The following is a 17,382-nucleotide window of genomic DNA, read 5'->3' on the forward strand; positions in this document are numbered from 1 at the left end:
TTATGGCATTACTGGACTTTTTTCTCTCGCGGAAAAAAAGCACCGCCAACATCGCTAAAGAGCGTCTGCAAATCATCGTTGCGGAGCGTCGTCGTAGTGACGCCGAGCCACATTACCTGCCGCAGCTGCGCAAGGACATCCTGGAAGTGATCTGTAAGTATGTGCAGATTGACCCGGAAATGGTCACCGTACAGCTGGAACAAAAAGACGGGGATATTTCGATTCTGGAGCTGAACGTTACGCTTCCGGAAGCGGAAGAATCACGTTAGTCAGGTTTTGTTTTTGTAGCCCCGGTAAGCGCTAGCGCCACCGGGGAGATGTGCCGGGCATGGTTTCATGACCCGGCACATTTTATCGCGGATACCCTTCCAGCAGCGTATTCAGGCGATCGGCCATCAGTTCCCCGCGCCAGCCTGCCATCATTTCCGGTAATCCATTCTGTGTTTTCAGCTTCCAGTGCCAGTTCAGCAACTGATTGATCTGACGACGCGACGCCAGCAATTCAGCGCCCAGTTTGCTCTCAGTTGCGACTTCCTGCACCAGTGCCTTAATGTCTTTGAACGCTTTGCGGTAACCCGGCATATCCATCAGGTTCAGCAGCGGCTCTGGCAGTGCGTCATCCGGCGTTTGCTGGGCTTTCTCCACCAGCGCCAGCAGGGTTTTACCGTGGAAACGGATTTCGCTCCCGGAAAGACCAATGCTGTCCAGCTCGCCCATACTACCCGGCATATAACGCGCAACCGCCCAGAGATGTTCTTCACGAACCACAAAGTTAACGGCCAGATCGCGCTCGCGCGCTTTACGCAGGCGCCAGTCAGCCAGCAACTGCAAACAGGCCAGCTGACGCGTACGCAGCTGCCACGCGTTGCTGATGTCACGCCAGGCTTCTTTCGGATCAACCACTTCCTGACGACGCTGCTGTGTCATACGACATTCGTCCAGCGCCGCAGGCAACCAGCCAGACGCTTCGGCTTCTTTCATCAGCTGGCCGGCAATCGGCAGCAGATAAAACACGTCTGCCGCAGCATATTCCAGCTGACGTTCGGTTAACGGGCGCGCCAGCCAGTCGGTACGGGATTCGCTCTTATCCAGTGCGATCCCCGTGTACTCCTCAACCATGGCCGCAAAGCCCCATGAGAGCGGACGATTGCTGAATGCCGCCAGGATCTGCGTATCAATCAGGGGTTGCGGCATGATGCCAAAGGTGTTGAGAAACACTTCCAGATCTTCACTGCCAGCGTGCAGGTATTTGGTGACGCCAGTATCCAGCAGCAGCTCACGCATCGGCGACCAGTCGGTAATACCAAGAGGATCGATAAGTGAAACATGTTTACCGTCGTACATCTGAATCAAACCCAGCTGCGGGTAGTATGTACGGGTGCGGACAAACTCGGTATCCAGCGCGATGGCGGGAAAGTCACGCGTAACCTCGCACAGCGAAGCCAGCTCGTCGTTGGTGGTGATCATCTGGTAATTCAAAACGGTTTCTCTTTTGTTTGCGCCCATAAAAAACGCCGGCTAAACCGGCGTCTGGGCGATTAGCGTGAAGCTCATGCCTTATTGTCCACTTTGGCACGGGCTTCGTCACGTAATTCTCGTCGTAATATCTTCCCGACGTTGGATTTCGGCAGTTCATCGCGAAACTCAACCAGCTTCGGCACTTTGTAGCCCGTCAACTGACGGCGGCAGAAGGTGATCAACTCCTCTTCGCTAAGCGAAGCATCTTTTTTGACCACAAAAATCTTCACCGCTTCACCGCTGCTGCCAGAAGGTACACCCACGGCCGCCACTTCCTGCACGCCGGAGTGCTGCATGACCACGTCTTCAATTTCGTTCGGATAAACGTTAAAGCCGGACACCAGGATCATGTCTTTCTTACGGTCAACGATGCGCAGGAAGCCCTCTTCATCCATCACGGCAATATCACCGGTGTGGAGCCAGCCATTTTTGATTATCTCATCCGTGGCATCCGGGCGCTGCCAATAACCCAGCATCACCTGCGGGCCTTTCACGCACAACTCCCCAGGCTGACCGGGTTCGACTTCGTTATCGTCGTCGTCAACCAGTTTGGCTTCTGTCGACGGAACAGGCAGCCCGATACTGCCACTGTGGTAGTCAATATCGTGCGGGTTGACGCTGACCAGCGGTGCGCATTCTGTCAGGCCGTAGCCTTCCAGAAGATACTGTCCGGTGAGTTTCACCCAGCGTTCGGCAACGGCCTGTTGCACCGGCATCCCGCCGCCAGCGGACAGATGCAGCGTTGAGAAATCGAGCTGCTGGAACTCTTTGTTATTCAGCAGCGCGTTAAACAGGGTGTTTACCCCGGTCATGGCGGTGAAGGGATATTTCGCCAGCTCTTTCACCAGCCCTGGGATGTCTCGCGGGTTGGTAATCAGTACGTTCTGGCCGCCGAGCTCAATAAACAGCAGGCAGTTCATGGTCAGCGCGAAAATGTGATACAGCGGCAGCGCGGTGATCACCAGCTCTTTACCCGGATGCAGCAGCGGCCCGTAGGTCGCATTCACCTGTTCGAGGTTTGCCAGCATGTTGCGGTGGGTCAGCATCGCCCCTTTGGCCACGCCGGTGGTACCGCCGGTGTATTGCAGGAAGGCCAGGTCTTCTGACACCACCTCCGGCTTAACGTACTGCATACGATAGCCCGCGTGCAGCGCACGGCGGAAGGAGATAGCATCCGGCAGGTGGTATTTTGGCACCAGACGCTTGACGTATTTGACGACAAAGTTAACCAGCGTGCCTTTGGCGGTGGAGAGTTGATCCCCCATGCGCGTCAGAATGACGTGTTTCACCTGGGTTTTGTCGACCACTTTTTCCAGCGTATGGGCAAAGTTGGATACAATCACAATCGCGGCCGCGCCGCTGTCGTTCAGTTGGTGCTCCAGCTCGCGCGGGGTATACAGCGGGTTGACGTTGACGACAATCATCCCGGCACGCAGGATACCAAACAGCGCCACCGGGTATTGCAGCAGGTTGGGCATCATCAACGCGACGCGGTCCCCTTTTTGCAGCCCCAGCCCTTCCTGAAGATAGGCCGCAAACGCGCGGCTACGCTCCTCAAGCTTACGGAACGTCATTACCTCGCCCATATTCACAAATGCGGGCTGGTCCGCGTAGCGCCTTACCGAGTGCTCAAATAATTCAATCAGGGATTGATAACGGTCAGGATTGATCTCCGCAGGGACATCTGCGGGATAACGGTTAAGCCAAACCTTCTTCAATGCATCACCTCTGAAATGAGTGTTCGTCGTCATCACAACCCCGATAATAAACAGTTTGTTAACATTATATTAACTCAGCGTACCAGTTTATTAATTGTTCAGATTTAAGGTTGCGAAGCGCGTCACTCTTTTTTTTAGTTTTATCCGTAAAAAAACAGAGACAGCGGCTGAGCCGCTGTCTCTTTCCTATTAATAACAGTTAGTTACTCGGTTACAACAGTCTGAACATGCGCCGGACCTGGGTTATACCAGCCCCATCCCGGATAGCCATAACGGTATGGATGTGGGCCCCACATCCACGGATCGATAGGCTGTGGTGGCATAATCACCTGCTGCTCAAGCCGCCAGCGTTTATAACCGTTGACCTGCATGGTCATGAATTTATACGGCGTACTGCCGATTTTGCCCTCTACCGTGCCGGTAATGGGGCCGACAACGGTCACCAGCTGTCCGCGGAAATCAACCGGGTCGAGGAAGCCGCTGACGTCAGCATAAATACGCCCGCGCGAGGCTTCGCCCAGGACCGGTCTTGCGCCGCTATCCAGAGGGACGGTGGCGATCTCCAGGCGGGTTTTCCCCTGCTGGTTTAAGACCTCAACCACCTTGCCGCCAAAACGCGCTTCCTGGCCAACGTAGAGCTCAGGCGCATTCATCACGCGCACCAGATCCTGCTGCGGCGTTGGGCTTGTTCCCTTGATCGCATCAGGAACGGTAACGCACCCGCTCAGCGCTGCGGCAACAATACCCGCCATCATCAGACGTACTACTTTAGTTTGAACCGCCATGGTGCGACTCCTTTTTCTCAGTTCCTGTTACTGAGATTCACTCGCGGCCTGGAAGTTTCTTCCACGCGACCGTGTTTCGCAAATAAACTGGTTCAGCTTGTTCAACTGCAACGGTTTTTCCTGCGCCGAGCAGCTGGCAAGCGATAGGTAACATGTCTTCCGCGGCAGGCAGAAGCATGTTGCCGTCTACCAGCGTCACGCCAGTATCGTTCGCCATTTCCGGCCATACTGGCCAGCCAGTGCCTACCGTCGCCCATTCGCCTGAAAGCTGTTGGAGACGTTCGGTTACGGCTTCAGGTTTAAGTACCGCTTCCGTCTCTTCACCGTGCCAGACGCCGTTTTCGTCGCGGGTATATTCCGCCCAGTAAACTTCGCCCATACGTGCGTCAATGGCCGCCAGTACGCGGGTTGCACCGGTCATGCGCCATGCGCCCTGCGCCATGGTTGCCAGTGTAGAAACACCGATCATCGGCAGTTCTGCGCCCAGGGCAAGCCCCTGCGCGATGCCGATACCGATACGTACGCCCGTAAAACTGCCCGGGCCACGGCCGTAAGCCAGCGCATCAAGATCGGTTAAGGCGGTGTTGCCCTGGGTGAGGATCTCTTTTACCAGGGGCAGGATCCGTTGGGTATGTTCTCGTGGGCACTCTTCGAAATGAGCACAGATAGCACCGTCGTTCCACAGGGCAACAGAACAGGCCTCTGTGGCGGTATCAATAGCCAGAATTCGCATGAGTCGTCGCGCTCTCGCAGTGGTCAGTCACAAAATGGCGCGCATTTTAGCACACCCCGGAGCAAATTACTCCGCCGTTGGGTTCGCGAGGAACCGAACCGCGCGTTTAATGTCCCGTGTGCGCGGCGCGGGCGGCAGACTCGCCAAGAAAGTGGCGCCATACGGGCGCATCACCAGGCGGTTGTCGCAGATAACCAGCACACCACGGTCGGTGACATCGCGAATAAGACGTCCTACCCCTTGCTTCAGGGTAATCACCGCATCAGGCAGTTGCACTTCATCAAAGGGATCGCCGCCCCGCAGGCGGCAGTCTTCCATGCGCGCCTTCAGTAACGGGTCGTCCGGCGATGTGAACGGCAGTTTATCGATGATCACCAGTGATAGTGCATCACCGCGCACGTCTACCCCTTCCCAGAAACTGCTGGTTGCCACCAGTAGGGCATTACCGGCGCTGACAAACTGTTGCAACAGTTGCCCTTTGCTGGTTTCCCCCTGGAGCAGTACCGGTAAAGTCATGGTGGCACGGAACTGTTCTGCCAGGTCGCGCATCATGGCGTGGGAGGTACAGAGCATAAAGCAGCGGCCATTGTTGGCTTCGATCATCGGTTTCAGCATCGCCGCCAGGTGCCGCGCAGCACCGGGCTGGTTTGGCAGCGGCAGATTGCGTGGGACGCAAAGCAGTGCCTGTTTTTCATAATCAAACGGGCTTGGCAGCAGAAGAGATTCGGCCTGCTCAATCCCCAGACGTTCGGTGAAGTGGTGCAAATCGTCATTTACCGACAGCGTTGCCGAGGTGAAAATCCAGCTCCCCGGTTTTTGCGCCATCACCTCTTTGAATTTATCCGCCACGGTCAGCGGCGTCAGGGCCAGGGTGAAATGGCGTGAAGTACATTCGTACCAGTAGCTGAACCCTGGCTGGTTTATTTCTTTAAGTCTTTTCAGACGGCCACGATACACCGCCGCGCGCTCAAAAGCGGCGTCGAGCAACGCAGAGCGCCCAAGCGAGAGCTTCGCCACGTCGTAGCAAAGCTCCAGCGAATCATCCAGCAACAGCAAAGCGCGCTGGATGTTTTTATCGGCCAGCAGTTCACGCAGGTTACCGCGATAACCCGGCTCCCCAAGCTGTAAGCGGAAATCCTGTGCGCTTTGCGCCAGCCGGTCGGCACATTTTTGCAGCTGTTGGGTGTCTTTTAATTCCGTGCGATAGGCAATGGTGAAATCTTTCGCCAGGTCCAGCAGCTGACGGCTTGAGATCGACTGGCCAAAATACTGGCTGGCAATATCCGGCAACTGGTGTGCTTCATCGAAGATCATGACGTCGGCTTCCGGGATCAGCTCGCCAAATCCGCTGTCCTTCACCACCATATCCGCCAGAAACAGATGATGGTTTACCACCACCACATCCGCATCCATGGCCGTTTTACGCGCCTTTACCACGAAACAGTCTTTATACAGCGGGCAGTCGCTGCCAAGGCAGTTATCGTTGGTGCTCGTCACCAGCGGCCAGGCCTGCGAGTCTTCCGCCACGCTCGCGCAGGTGCTGATATCCCCGTCTTCGGTCTGATTCGCCCACGCACGCAGGATGATGACATCACTCAGGGTTTGTACCGGGAGATCGCCCCCCGCCAGCGCCTGTTGCTCCAGACGCTCAAGGCAAAGGTAGTTGGAGCGGCCTTTCAGCAGTGCCAGTCGGCCTTTGTATTTCAGCGCCTTCGCCACCGTGGGCAGATCGCGGCTATAGAGCTGATCCTGTAACGCTTTAGACCCCGTGGAGATGATCACTTTCTTTTTTGCACGCAGCGCCGGGGCCAGATAAGCATAGGTTTTACCTGTTCCGGTACCCGCCTCAACCACCAGCGGTTGTGCATTGTCGATTGCGTGCGCAACGGCGTGCGCCATATGGCGCTGGGGTTCACGCGGCTTAAAGCCGGGGATCGCCTGTGCTAATTGACCATCTGCTGAAAAATCGTCTGCCACGGTGCTCTCTCACTGTATTTTTACACAGGGATTATGTCAGCCCACTCTCGCCAGTGCCACCCCAAATAGTGACGAGGCGAGAACAATATGGCAGTCTTGCCGCCTGATACGAAAAATAACGAGGAAACGTTTATGACAATTGTGCGCATTGATGCCGAAGCCCGCTGGTCTGATGTGGTGATCCATAACCAGACGCTGTACTACACCGGCGTGCCGGCAAACCTGGATGCCGATGCCTTTGAGCAAACGGCCAACACCCTGGCACAGATTGACGCGGTACTGGAAAAACAGGGCAGCGACAAATCCCGCATTCTGGATGCGACCATTTTTCTTGCCAGTAAAGATGATTTTGCGGCGATGAACAAAGCCTGGGATGCGTGGGTCGTGGCGGGTCACGCGCCTGTACGTTGCACCGTACAGGCCACGCTGATGAAACCGGAATATAAGGTAGAGATTAAGATTATCGCGGCGGTCTGAGCCCGATTACTCTTCGTCTTCATCCTCGAAACGCGCCACGATCCGCTCGCCGGTATGGGTGGCGCGAAGTTCATCAGCCACCTGTGCGATAGCCTGACCGCTGCTCATCCCCTGGGACATCAGCTCCTGGATTCGCTCAACCGCTTTCTGCTGCTGCTCATGGCTCAGAGAAGGTAAACCTGCAAACATCGTCAACTCCTGCTAAATTGTCTGCGCTAATTATTTCACGCTGCCCGGTAGTTTGCCACACATGAAGATGCGCTTTCCCACTGTCATGACTTTACCCTGGCGTTCAGACGCCGCTGAATTCTGGTTTGCACGCTTAAACCACCTGCCTTTTGCGATGTTGCTGCATTCCGGCCATGCAGACCACCCTTATAGCCGCTTTGATATTCTGGTGGCCGACCCGCTGAAAACGCTGACGACGAATGATCTGTCGTTAACGGACGATCCGCTGATGCACCTTCAGCAAGAAATTAACGCCCTGGGCTTATCTGCCGTGCCGAATCCGGACTTCCCCTTTCAGGGAGGCGCGCTGGGCCTGTTTGGCTACGATTTAGGGCGCCGTTTCGAAACGCTTCCCGAGTTTGCGCAGGCGGATATTTCCCTGCCAGACATGGCTGTGGGGCTGTATGACTGGGCGTTAATTGTTGATCACCAGAAAAAAACGGTTTCACTCCTGAGCCATCGTGACGTTCATGCGCGTCTTGCCTGGCTTGAGGCGCAGCAGCCTGCACCGGCAGAGACGTTCACGCTGACCTCAAAATGGCGCTCGAACATGACCGAGCAGGAATATGCGGAAAAATTCGCACGCGTTCAGGCATACCTGCAAAGCGGTGACTGTTATCAGGTCAACCTTGCGCAGCGATTCCAGGCGACGTATCAGGGGGATGAGTGGCAGGCGTTTACTCGTTTGAATGCCAGCAATAAGGCACCGTTCAGCGCGTTCCTGCGTCTGGAGCATGGCGCTATCTTAAGCCTGTCGCCGGAGCGCTTTATTCATCTGGCGGAAGGGACCATTCAGACCCGGCCAATTAAGGGTACGCTGCCGCGTCTGGCCGACCCTGTCGCCGACCATCAGCAGGCGGAAAAACTCGCTGCTTCTCCGAAAGATCGGGCGGAGAATCTGATGATTGTGGATTTGATGCGTAACGATATTGGCCGTGTTGCGGAACCCGGCAGCGTGCGCGTACCTGAGCTGTTTGTCGTCGAACCCTTCCCGGCGGTACATCATCTGGTCAGTACTATTACCGCACGCTTGCCGGACTCGCGCACCGCCTGTGACCTGTTGCGTGCCGCATTTCCGGGTGGATCTATTACCGGTGCGCCAAAAGTGCGGGCGATGGAAATTATCGACGAGCTGGAACCTCACCGTCGCAACGCCTGGTGCGGCAGTATTGGGTATGTGAGCCTGTGCGGCACGATGGACACCAGCATAACCATTCGCACTCTGACGGCCTGTGAGGGAACACTGTATTGCTCCGCAGGAGGCGGCATCGTTGCCGACAGCCAGGTTGAGGCGGAATATCAGGAAACCTTTGATAAAGTTAACCGTATCCTGAAACAACTGGAGAACTAACGGGTGGAGAAAGATAACCTGACGCTGGATGATTTTTTGTCACGCTTTCAGCTTTTGCGTCCGCAGACGCGCCGCGAAACCCTGAATAACCGCCAGGCCGCCGTGTTGATCCCGGTGGTACGGCGCGAGCACCCCGGCCTATTGCTCACTCAGCGCTCACCGCATTTGCGTAAGCACGCCGGCCAGGTTGCGTTTCCGGGCGGTGCGGTGGACAGCACCGATGCGTCATTAATTGCCGCGGCGCTGCGTGAAGCGCAGGAGGAAGTCGCCATCCCGCCGGAGTCAGTGGAAATCATTGGCGTTTTGCCGCCGGTGGACAGCGTAACGGGTTTTCAGGTCACACCGGTGGTGGGCATTATTCCCCCCGACCTTCAGTATCATGCCAGCGTTGATGAAGTCTCTGCGGTATTTGAAATGCCGCTGGAAGAGGCCCTTCGTCTTGGTCGCTATCATCCTCTGGATATTCAGCGCCGTGGACATGCTCACCGTGTGTGGCTCTCCTGGTATCAGCATTATTTTGTCTGGGGCATGACGGCTGGCATCATTCGTGAGCTGGCGCTGCAAATCGGCCTGAAGCCTTGACTATACTTTACATTCCACCCTTTTCTGCCAGGTTTGCGATCGCTGTCGCGCTATTAGCAAAATAGGTGTTATCCATTAGTTTAATTCATGTGAATAGTTAAGCCGAGGCCAGTGTTCCCTCTTACACTATGCGCAGTTATAACATCGTTACTGGAAACCCGGTAACCCTGTCAGGAGTGTGAAAGTGATTAGTATATTCGACATGTTCAAAGTGGGAATTGGTCCTTCTTCTTCCCATACTGTAGGGCCGATGAAGGCCGGTAAACAGTTCGTCGATGACCTGGTCGAAAAAGGATTACTGGAAAGCGTTACCCGTGTTGCCGTGGATGTCTACGGCTCGCTGTCATTGACGGGTAAAGGCCACCACACCGATATCGCCATTATTATGGGTCTGGCAGGCAACATGCCGGACACCGTTGATATTGATGCCATCCCGGCATTCATCCGCGACGTTGAAACGCGCGGTCGCCTGCTGCTGGCAAACGGCCAGCACGAAGTGGATTTCCCGCAGGATGACGGAATGCGTTTTCGCAGCGACAACCTGCCGCTGCATGAAAATGGCATGACCATCCACGCGTGGAACGGCGAAAAAGAGATTTACAGCAAAACGTACTACTCCATCGGCGGTGGCTTCATCGTGGATGAAGAGCATTTTGGCAAAGACAGCGCTGGCGACGTCAGCGTGCCGTATCCGTTCAAGTCTGCCACCGAGATGCTGGCGTATTGCAAAGAGACGGGTCTGTCGCTCTCCGGCATGGTGATGCAGAACGAACTGGCGCTGCACAGCAAGAAAGAGATTGAAGACTACTTTGCTAACGTGTGGCAAACCATGCGTGCCTGTATCGATCGCGGTATGAATACCGAAGGCGTGCTGCCTGGCCCCCTGCGCGTGCCGCGCCGTGCCTCTGCTCTTCGCCGGATGCTTGTCACAACCGATAAGTTCTCTAATGACCCGATGAATGTGGTCGACTGGGTGAACATGTTTGCCCTTGCGGTAAACGAAGAGAACGCCGCAGGTGGCCGTGTTGTTACAGCTCCAACCAACGGCGCGTGCGGTATTGTTCCTGCGGTGCTGGCCTATTACGATCACTTTATTGAATCTGTCAGCCCGGATATTTATATCCGTTACTTCCTGGCGGCAGGTGCGATTGGCGCGCTGTACAAAATGAACGCCTCTATCTCTGGTGCCGAAGTGGGTTGCCAGGGTGAAGTGGGTGTGGCCTGTTCTATGGCCGCAGCCGGTCTTGCGGAACTGCTGGGCGCAAGCCCTGAGCAGGTATGTGTTGCTGCCGAAATCGGTATGGAGCATAACCTCGGTCTGACCTGTGACCCGGTCGCAGGCCAGGTGCAGGTGCCGTGTATCGAGCGTAACGCAATCGCATCCGTGAAAGCGATCAATGCGTCCCGCATGGCGATGCGCCGTACCAGCGAACCACGCGTATCGCTGGATAAGGTTATCGAAACCATGTACGAAACCGGTAAAGACATGAACGCCAAATATCGCGAAACCTCGCGTGGCGGGCTGGCCATTAAGGTTCAGTGCGACTAATACCTCGCTCTCGCCCATCTGCAACGGATGGGCGAATTTTTCCCTTCTTTCTCGTCGCCTTACCATTTCCCCACTACACTTTCTCTGTTGCTTCTGGCTTTTGGTGCTGGTGGCGTATCAGGCGACCGTTTTATGCAAACTGCACAAACGATCATAAAAAACTACCGCCGAAAACGCGTTATCGTCAGTGTCACGGTCGCGCTTCTTACACTCACCCTTACGCTGGGAATTCGGTTTATTTCACAGCGCAATTTAAATCGGGAACAGATCCGTGACTTTACCAGCCACACCGTGAATTCAATGGATAAGGTTATACTTTCGTTAGAAAAACGTCGTGGGGTGCTGCAATCGCTGGTCGGCCAGCCCTGCACGCAAGCCCATCTGGTGCTGCGAAAACAGGCCGCCATTCTGCAAACCGTCCGCTCCATCGCCCTGGTCAAGGATGGTGTTCTGTACTGTTCGAGTATTTTCGGCACTCGGGACGTTCTTGTGCGCGAGATACAGCCCACGTTACCCACTAACGCCCCCCGGCTCATTTTATCGACCGACCAGTGGCTGCTGAAAGGCAGTCCAATCCTCATCCAGTGGTATCCCGTTTCACAAAGTGGTGAAGACGGGGTAATGGAGATAGTCAACATCGACCTCATCACCCGAATGATGCTGGAGCCGCAACCCCCGCTGATTACTGACGTTGTCCTGACCGTGGGCGACAACTTCCTGCGCTACGGGCAACAGGTGACGGATACCCTGACCTTTGATGATGGCAATTCCCTCCTGCACAAAGCGTCATCACACTATCCTTTCAGCATTACGGTAAGTGGCCCCGGCCCCGGGAAACTGGCGCTGAAAAACCTGCCAACTCAGTTGCCGCTAGCGCTCATGCTCAGCCTGCTGCTGGGCTATGTTGCCTGGCTTGCTACGGCCAGGAGAATGAGCTTCACGTGGGAAATTAACATGGGGCTGGCGGCACGCGAATTTGAACTCTTCTGTCAGCCGCTGGTGAATGCCCGAACGCAGAAATGCGTTGGCGTTGAAATTTTACTGCGCTGGAATAACCCGCGTCAGGGCTGGATTTCACCCGAAGTGTTTATCCCTCTGGCAGAAGAACACAACCTGATCGTCCCGCTCACTCGCTATGTGATTTCCGAAACGGTTCGCCAGATTGGCTTTTTCCCCGCGTCCTCTGGGTTTCAGATAGGCATTAACGTGGCCGCCAGCCATTTTCGCCGCGCCACCCTGCTACAGGATCTCAACCGTTCCTGGTTTAACGTGCATCCGGTGCAGCAACTGGTTATCGAATTGACTGAGCGCGATGCGCTTATGGATGTGGACTACCGGATAGTGCGCGAGCTTCACAATAAAGGGGTGAAGCTTGCCATCGATGATTTTGGTACCGGAAACAGTTCGCTCTCCTGGCTTGAAAAGCTGCACCCGGATGTGCTGAAAATCGATCAGTCATTTACTACTGCAATTGGTACGGACGCGGTGAATTCGACCGTGACGGATATCATCATTGCGCTCGGTCAGCGGCTGAATATTGAACTGGTTGCAGAAGGTGTGGAAACCGTGGAGCAGGCGCAGTATTTGCGCCGCCACGGTGTGGATATCTTGCAGGGATTTTTTTACGCCCGGCCAATGCCGCTGCGGGAGTTTCCTAAATGGCTGGCGGGGAGTTCGCCCCCGCCAGCGCGTCATAACGGGCACATCGTGCCTTTAATGCCGTTACGTTAGAAACACTTACTCATCTTCGTCGTGTGCAGATTGCTCTTTAACAATACGCACCAAATCAACACGGTAGTCGTTCGCTTCGACAATCGTGATGTGCAGCGGCGGCAGTTCGATGACATCACCGGTACGCGGAATTTGTCCGTTCACCGAGATGACCAGACCTGCCACGGTGGCAATGTCTTCTTCATCGTTGACCACGTTTTCCACGCCCAGCGTATGGGATAAAGCGTGCAGGTCAGTGGTCCCTTTGACCAGCCATCCGTCACCATCGGCGACGATTTCCGGGGTTTCATCCGCATCCGGGAATTCACCGGCGATGGCTTCCAGCACGTCCAGCGGCGTGACCAGCCCCTGCACAACGCCAAACTCGTTGGTGACGATAACAAAGCTGCCACGGGCACGACGCAACACGCCCAGCAGGTTAATCGGGTCTAGCGTTTCCGGCACCACGATAGCAGGCGACGCAGCAGCAATGGCTTCAACGTTGCCACCCTCTTCCAGGGCCACCAGCAGCTCTTTCGCACGCACGATACCGACAATCTCGTCCAGTTCACCACGACACACCGGGAACAGGCTGTGTGGCGATGAGAGCAACTGCTGGCGAATTTCATCCACGCTGAGGTTCGCGTCTACCCAACTGATTTCACCGCGCGGGGTCATGATCCCACGTAGCGAACGGGAGGCCAGAGAGAGCACACCGTTAATCATGTAACGCTCTTCTTCGACAAACGCGCCTTCAGGCACCGGAACCGGGTTACGGTTATCTGAATCAGACTGTACGTTCACCTGACGGCGACCGCCCATCAGACGCAGAATGGCATCTGCCGTGCGGGCGCGCAGCGGCTGATTCGACTGCTGTTTGATAAAGTTACGGCGCGCAATCTGGTTAAACAGCTCGATGATGATCGAGAAGCCAATTGCGGCATACAGGTAACCTTTCGGAATATGGAAGCCAAACCCTTCTGCCACCAGGCTCAGGCCGATCATCAACAGGAAGCTCAGACAGAGTACAACCACCGTCGGGTGCTGGTTCACAAAGCGCGTCAGCGGTTTAGACGCCAGCAGCATGACCGCCATCGCAATGACAACAGCCGCCATCATGACCGGCAGGTGGTTCACCATACCGACCGCAGTAATCACCGCATCCAGCGAGAACACGGCATCCAGCACCACAATTTGCAGGACCACAACCCAGAAGCTGGCATAGCCTTTACCGTGGCCATCATCATGCTGTCTGTTCTCTAACCGTTCGTGAAGCTCCGTCGTCGCTTTGAACAGCAGGAATATACCCCCGACCAGCATGATCAAATCACGGCCGGAGAAGGTGTAATCCATCACGGAGAACAGCGGTTTGGTCAGCGTGACCATCCACGAAATGACGGACAGCAGCGCCAGTCGCATAATCAGCGCCAGCGAAAGGCCAATCAGACGCGCTTTATCACGCTGTTTCGGCGGCAGTTTGTCCGCGAGAATGGCAATAAACACCAGGTTATCGATACCGAGAACAATCTCCAGTACCACCAGCGTGAGTAATCCCACCCAGATTGACGGGTCCATTAAGAATTCCATGACAAGCTCCTGCTAAAGGAATGACGAAACGGTGCCCCACTCAACGTGGGCAAATCAAGGGTAGACAGAATTGATGCGTGGCGAGAAACGCCGGTGAAAAAGGCATGAAATAGCCTGAAAGATGTCTGACGTCGGTGACGGTCCATACAGTGGGCTGATGCCCTATACTCCTGAACAATTAAACGGAGGCTAAACATATCAGAGACAATGGGTTTTTAGCAAAGATTTACGTTCCTTTGCAAACATCTGTAACACAAGTGCTTTAACTTACAGGAATTTCTGCGATGCGTAGCTAAATTACGGATCTTCATCACATAAATTATTTTTTCACTATCTAAAATAATTCGCGGAAGTCTTAGTTAATTTAACTCTAACCCTTATCTGAATCGATTCGGTTCACCTAATACGATTCTCAGTACGAATGCCTGGCAGACGTATTAATGATAATAAAAGGAGGTAGCAAGTGACCATTGCTATTGTAATAGGCACACATGGTTGGGCTGCAGAGCAGTTACTCAAAACAGCAGAAATGCTGTTGGGCGAGCAGGAAAACGTGGGCTGGATCGATTTCGTTCCCGGTGAAAACGCCGAAACGCTAATTGAGAAATACACTGCTCAACTGGAGAAGCTGGATACCAGCAAAGGCGTGCTGTTTCTCGTCGATACATGGGGCGGCAGCCCGTTCAACGCTGCCAGTCGCATTGTCGTCGATAAAGAGCACTATGAAGTCATCGCCGGGGTTAACGTGCCGATGTTGGTGGAAACCTTCATGGCGCGTGACGACAATCCTTCTTTCGATGAGCTGGTAGCATTGGCCGTTGAAACCGGTCGCGAAGGCGTGAAAGCGCTGAAAGCGCAGCCGGTTGCGAAGCCAGCTCCAGCGGCCGTAGCACCAAAACCCGCCGCACCCGCGAAACCGATGGGCCCGAACGATTACATGGTTATCGGCCTCGCGCGTATCGATGACCGTTTAATCCACGGCCAGGTGGCAACACGCTGGACCAAAGAAACCAACGTTAAACGCATTATCGTGGTCAGCGACGAAGTTGCCGCCGACAAGGTGCGAAGCACCCTTCTGACTCAGGTTGCTCCACCGGGCGTAACCGCGCACGTTGTGGATATCGCCAAGATGCTCCGCGTTTATAACAACCCGAAATATGCGGGTGAGCGCGTGATGCTGCTGTTTACTAACCCGACAGACGTCGAGCGCATTGTTGAAGGCGGCGTGAAAATCTCCTCCGTTAACATTGGTGGTATGGCTTTCCGTCAGGGGAAAACTCAGGTCAACAACGCGATTTCAGTCGATGAGAAAGATATCGAAGCATTCAACAAACTGAATGCACGCGGTATTGAGCTGGAAGCCCGTAAAGTTTCCACAGACCAGAAACTGAAAATGATGGATTTGATCGGCAAAGTTGGGAAATAACCCCGCGCTGATTTTTCACATAAAGCTTATGTAATAGGAGAAGTGCAATGGAGATTACCACTCTTCAGATTGTGCTGGTGTTCGTCGTCGCATGTATTGCGGGTATGGAATCCGTACTTGATGAATTTCAGTTCCACCGCCCTCTGGTGGCCTGTACGTTGATTGGTGCCGTTCTCGGTGATATGAAAACCGGTATCATCATCGGTGGTACCCTGGAAATGATCGCCCTCGGCTGGATGAACATCGGTGCGGCGGTTGCGCCAGATGCCGCACTGGCATCCATTATTTCTACCGTTCTGGTTATTGCTGGTCACCAAAGTATCGGTGCAGGTATCGCGCTGGCAATTCCACTGGCAGCAGCAGGCCAGGTACTGACCATCATCGTTCGTACCATCACCGTAGCCTTCCAGCACGCGGCGGATAAGGCGGCCGAAAATGGCAACCTGACGGCGTTGTCCTGGATCCACGTTTCATCCCTGTTCCTGCAAGCAATGCGTATTGCAATCCCGGCCGTTATCGTTGCTATCTCTGTCGGTACCAGCGAAGTGCAGAGTATGCTGAACGCCATTCCTGAAGTGGTGACCGGCGGCCTGAACATCGCTGGTGGCATGATCGTGGTAGTAGGTTATGCGATGGTCATCAACATGATGCGCGCAGGCTATCTGATGCCGTTCTTCTACCTCGGCTTCGTTACCGCTGCGTTCACCAACTTCAACCTGGTTGCTCTGGGTGTGATTGGTGCGGTCATGGCGATTCTCTACATCCAGCTCAGCCCGAAATACAACCGCGTAGCGGGTGCTCCGGCACAGGCTGCTGGTAATAACGATCTCGATAACGAACTGGACTAGCAGGTGAGCGAAATGGTTGATATGACAAAAAATACCACTGAGAAGAAACTCACTCCGGGTGATATTCGTGGCGTGTTCATCCGTTCTAACCTGTTTCAGGGTTCATGGAACTTCGAACGTATGCAGGCGCTTGGCTTCTGCTTCTCCATGGTACCGGCAATCAAACGCCTGTATCCGGAAAACAACGAAGCACGTCGTCAGGCGATTAAGCGTCACCTGGAATTCTTCAACACCCATCCTTATGTAGCGGCACCGGTTCTGGGCGTTACCCTGGCGATGGAAGAACAGCGTGCTAACGGCGCAGAGATTGACGATGGTGCCATCAACGGTATCAAAGTCGGTCTGATGGGGCCGCTGGCAGGCGTGGGCGACCCAATCTTCTGGGGTACTGTTCGTCCGGTATTTGCGGCGCTTGGCGCAGGTATCGCGATGAGTGGTAGCCTGCTCGGCCCACTGCTGTTCTTTATCCTGTTCAACGCCGTGCGTCTGCTGACCCGTTACTACGGCGTGGCATACGGCTACCGTAAAGGTGTGGACATCGTTAAGGACATGGGCGGCGGCTTCCTGCAAAAACTGACCGAGGGGGCGTCTATTCTCGGCCTCTTTGTCATGGGGGCGCTGGTTAACAAGTGGACGCACGTGAACATCCCGCTGGTGGTGTCGACCATTACCGGTCAGGATGGTCAGACTCGCGTTACCACGGTGCAAACCATTCTGGATCAGCTGATGCCAGGCCTGGTTCCACTGCTGTTGACCTTCGCCTGTATGTGGCTGCTGCGTAAGAAAGTTAACCCACTGTGGATCATCGTTGGCTTCTTCGTCATCGGTATCGCGGGCTACGCTGTCGGCTTGCTGGGTCTGTAAGTTACTGCGTTATATACCGGGGGCTTGCC

16 protein-coding genes are annotated in these 17,382 nt (G+C 54.8%); 9 read left to right on the forward strand and 7 right to left on the reverse strand.

What is annotated here, in order from left to right; all coding sequences use genetic code 11:
- Positions 1–2 precede the first annotated feature (2 nt).
- Positions 3–269 carry a cell division topological specificity factor MinE gene (gene minE / locus F3J30_RS03080; protein WP_003859937.1) on the forward strand — a complete coding sequence of 89 codons (267 nt, stop codon included), beginning with the start codon at positions 3–5 and terminating at the stop codon, positions 267–269.
- An 82-nt stretch (positions 270–351) separates the two neighbouring features.
- On the opposite strand, the gene rnd is transcribed toward minE, so the two are convergent.
- From rnd to F3J30_RS03105, 5 genes are all read right to left on the reverse strand, one after another.
- Positions 352–1,467, reverse strand: coding sequence for a ribonuclease D (gene rnd, locus F3J30_RS03085; RefSeq protein WP_166716691.1), 1,116 nt, complete (start codon positions 1,465–1,467; stop codon positions 352–354).
- 83 nt (positions 1,468–1,550) lie between these two features.
- A complete protein-coding gene (gene fadD / locus F3J30_RS03090) occupies positions 1,551–3,236 on the reverse strand; it encodes a long-chain-fatty-acid--CoA ligase FadD (RefSeq protein WP_166715784.1) in 1,686 nt (561 codons plus the stop codon).
- A 203-nt stretch (positions 3,237–3,439) separates the two neighbouring features.
- The gene (locus F3J30_RS03095; RefSeq protein WP_014070642.1) at positions 3,440–4,021 is read right to left on the reverse strand and encodes a Slp family lipoprotein; all 582 of its coding nucleotides are present in this window, start codon (positions 4,019–4,021) and stop codon (positions 3,440–3,442) included.
- A gap of 37 nt (positions 4,022–4,058) precedes the next feature.
- A complete protein-coding gene (gene tsaB / locus F3J30_RS03100) occupies positions 4,059–4,754 on the reverse strand; it encodes a tRNA (adenosine(37)-N6)-threonylcarbamoyltransferase complex dimerization subunit type 1 TsaB (RefSeq protein WP_166715786.1) in 696 nt (231 codons plus the stop codon).
- A 66-nt stretch (positions 4,755–4,820) separates the two neighbouring features.
- The gene (locus tag F3J30_RS03105; protein ID WP_014070644.1) at positions 4,821–6,731 is read right to left on the reverse strand and encodes an ATP-dependent DNA helicase; all 1,911 of its coding nucleotides are present in this window, start codon (positions 6,729–6,731) and stop codon (positions 4,821–4,823) included.
- 132 nt (positions 6,732–6,863) lie between these two features.
- On the opposite strand from F3J30_RS03105, the gene F3J30_RS03110 reads away from it, so the two are divergent.
- Positions 6,864–7,208: a RidA family protein gene (locus F3J30_RS03110; protein WP_041162240.1), complete on the forward strand. Its 345-nt coding sequence runs from the start codon at positions 6,864–6,866 to the stop codon at positions 7,206–7,208.
- A 6-nt stretch (positions 7,209–7,214) separates the two neighbouring features.
- Here F3J30_RS03110 and F3J30_RS03115 read toward each other — a convergent pair whose 3' ends face one another.
- The gene (locus tag F3J30_RS03115; RefSeq protein ID WP_014070646.1) at positions 7,215–7,397 is read right to left on the reverse strand and encodes a YoaH family protein; all 183 of its coding nucleotides are present in this window, start codon (positions 7,395–7,397) and stop codon (positions 7,215–7,217) included.
- Between the two features lie 61 nt (positions 7,398–7,458).
- On the opposite strand from F3J30_RS03115, the gene pabB reads away from it, so the two are divergent.
- From pabB to F3J30_RS03135, 4 genes are all read left to right on the forward strand, one after another.
- Complete coding sequence (pabB, locus tag F3J30_RS03120) at positions 7,459–8,787, forward strand: aminodeoxychorismate synthase component 1 (RefSeq protein ID WP_166715789.1); 1,329 nt, start codon at positions 7,459–7,461, stop codon at positions 8,785–8,787.
- Positions 8,788–8,790: 3 nt separating this feature from the next.
- Complete coding sequence (locus tag F3J30_RS03125; RefSeq protein WP_014070648.1) at positions 8,791–9,369, forward strand: CoA pyrophosphatase; 579 nt, start codon at positions 8,791–8,793, stop codon at positions 9,367–9,369.
- 184 nt (positions 9,370–9,553) lie between these two features.
- Positions 9,554–10,918, forward strand: a complete 1,365-nt coding sequence (gene sdaA, locus F3J30_RS03130) for an L-serine ammonia-lyase (RefSeq protein ID WP_014070649.1) — start codon at positions 9,554–9,556, stop codon at positions 10,916–10,918.
- A gap of 132 nt (positions 10,919–11,050) precedes the next feature.
- The gene (locus F3J30_RS03135; RefSeq protein ID WP_166715791.1) at positions 11,051–12,649 is read left to right on the forward strand and encodes a cyclic diguanylate phosphodiesterase; all 1,599 of its coding nucleotides are present in this window, start codon (positions 11,051–11,053) and stop codon (positions 12,647–12,649) included.
- 6 nt (positions 12,650–12,655) lie between these two features.
- Here F3J30_RS03135 and yoaE read toward each other — a convergent pair whose 3' ends face one another.
- Positions 12,656–14,215: a CNNM family cation transport protein YoaE gene (gene yoaE, locus F3J30_RS03140; protein ID WP_166715794.1), complete on the reverse strand. Its 1,560-nt coding sequence runs from the start codon at positions 14,213–14,215 to the stop codon at positions 12,656–12,658.
- 463 nt (positions 14,216–14,678) lie between these two features.
- Here yoaE and manX point away from each other — a divergent pair, with 463 nt between their 5' ends.
- Genes manX through F3J30_RS03155 form a run of 3 tightly spaced genes read left to right on the forward strand, consistent with a single transcriptional unit; the run spans position 14,679 to position 17,353 of the window.
- Entirely contained in the window at positions 14,679–15,641 is a 963-nt protein-coding gene (manX, locus tag F3J30_RS03145) for a PTS mannose transporter subunit IIAB (RefSeq protein WP_014070652.1), read from the forward strand.
- 47 nt (positions 15,642–15,688) lie between these two features.
- Complete coding sequence (gene manY, locus F3J30_RS03150) at positions 15,689–16,489, forward strand: PTS mannose transporter subunit IIC (protein WP_008500490.1); 801 nt, start codon at positions 15,689–15,691, stop codon at positions 16,487–16,489.
- A gap of 12 nt (positions 16,490–16,501) precedes the next feature.
- Positions 16,502–17,353 (forward strand): PTS mannose transporter subunit IID, encoded by an 852-nt coding sequence (locus F3J30_RS03155; protein WP_014070653.1) that lies wholly within the window; start codon positions 16,502–16,504, stop codon positions 17,351–17,353.
- Positions 17,354–17,382 lie beyond the last annotated feature (29 nt).

Source organism: Enterobacter sp. Tr-810, from assembly GCF_011752765.1.
Taxonomy (GTDB): domain Bacteria; phylum Pseudomonadota; class Gammaproteobacteria; order Enterobacterales; family Enterobacteriaceae; genus Enterobacter; species Enterobacter soli.

Excerpts from the sequence above, each read along its gene's own strand:
- F3J30_RS03155 (WP_014070653.1), top strand. The coding sequence starts at position 16,502 with ATGGTTGATATGACAAAAAATACCACTGAGAAGAAACTCACTCCGGGT.
- manY (WP_008500490.1), top strand. The coding sequence starts at position 15,689 with ATGGAGATTACCACTCTTCAGATTGTGCTGGTGTTCGTCGTCGCATGT.
- F3J30_RS03115 (WP_014070646.1), bottom strand. The coding sequence starts at position 7,397 with ATGTTTGCAGGTTTACCTTCTCTGAGCCATGAGCAGCAGCAGAAAGCG.
- F3J30_RS03135 (WP_166715791.1), top strand. The coding sequence starts at position 11,051 with ATGCAAACTGCACAAACGATCATAAAAAACTACCGCCGAAAACGCGTT.
- tsaB (WP_166715786.1), bottom strand. The coding sequence starts at position 4,754 with ATGCGAATTCTGGCTATTGATACCGCCACAGAGGCCTGTTCTGTTGCC.
- minE (WP_003859937.1), top strand. The coding sequence starts at position 3 with ATGGCATTACTGGACTTTTTTCTCTCGCGGAAAAAAAGCACCGCCAAC.
- F3J30_RS03095 (WP_014070642.1), bottom strand. The coding sequence starts at position 4,021 with ATGGCGGTTCAAACTAAAGTAGTACGTCTGATGATGGCGGGTATTGTT.
- yoaE (WP_166715794.1), bottom strand. The coding sequence starts at position 14,215 with ATGGAATTCTTAATGGACCCGTCAATCTGGGTGGGATTACTCACGCTG.
- rnd (WP_166716691.1), bottom strand. The coding sequence starts at position 1,467 with ATGATCACCACCAACGACGAGCTGGCTTCGCTGTGCGAGGTTACGCGT.
- pabB (WP_166715789.1), top strand. The coding sequence starts at position 7,459 with ATGAAGATGCGCTTTCCCACTGTCATGACTTTACCCTGGCGTTCAGAC.
- F3J30_RS03110 (WP_041162240.1), top strand. The coding sequence starts at position 6,864 with ATGACAATTGTGCGCATTGATGCCGAAGCCCGCTGGTCTGATGTGGTG.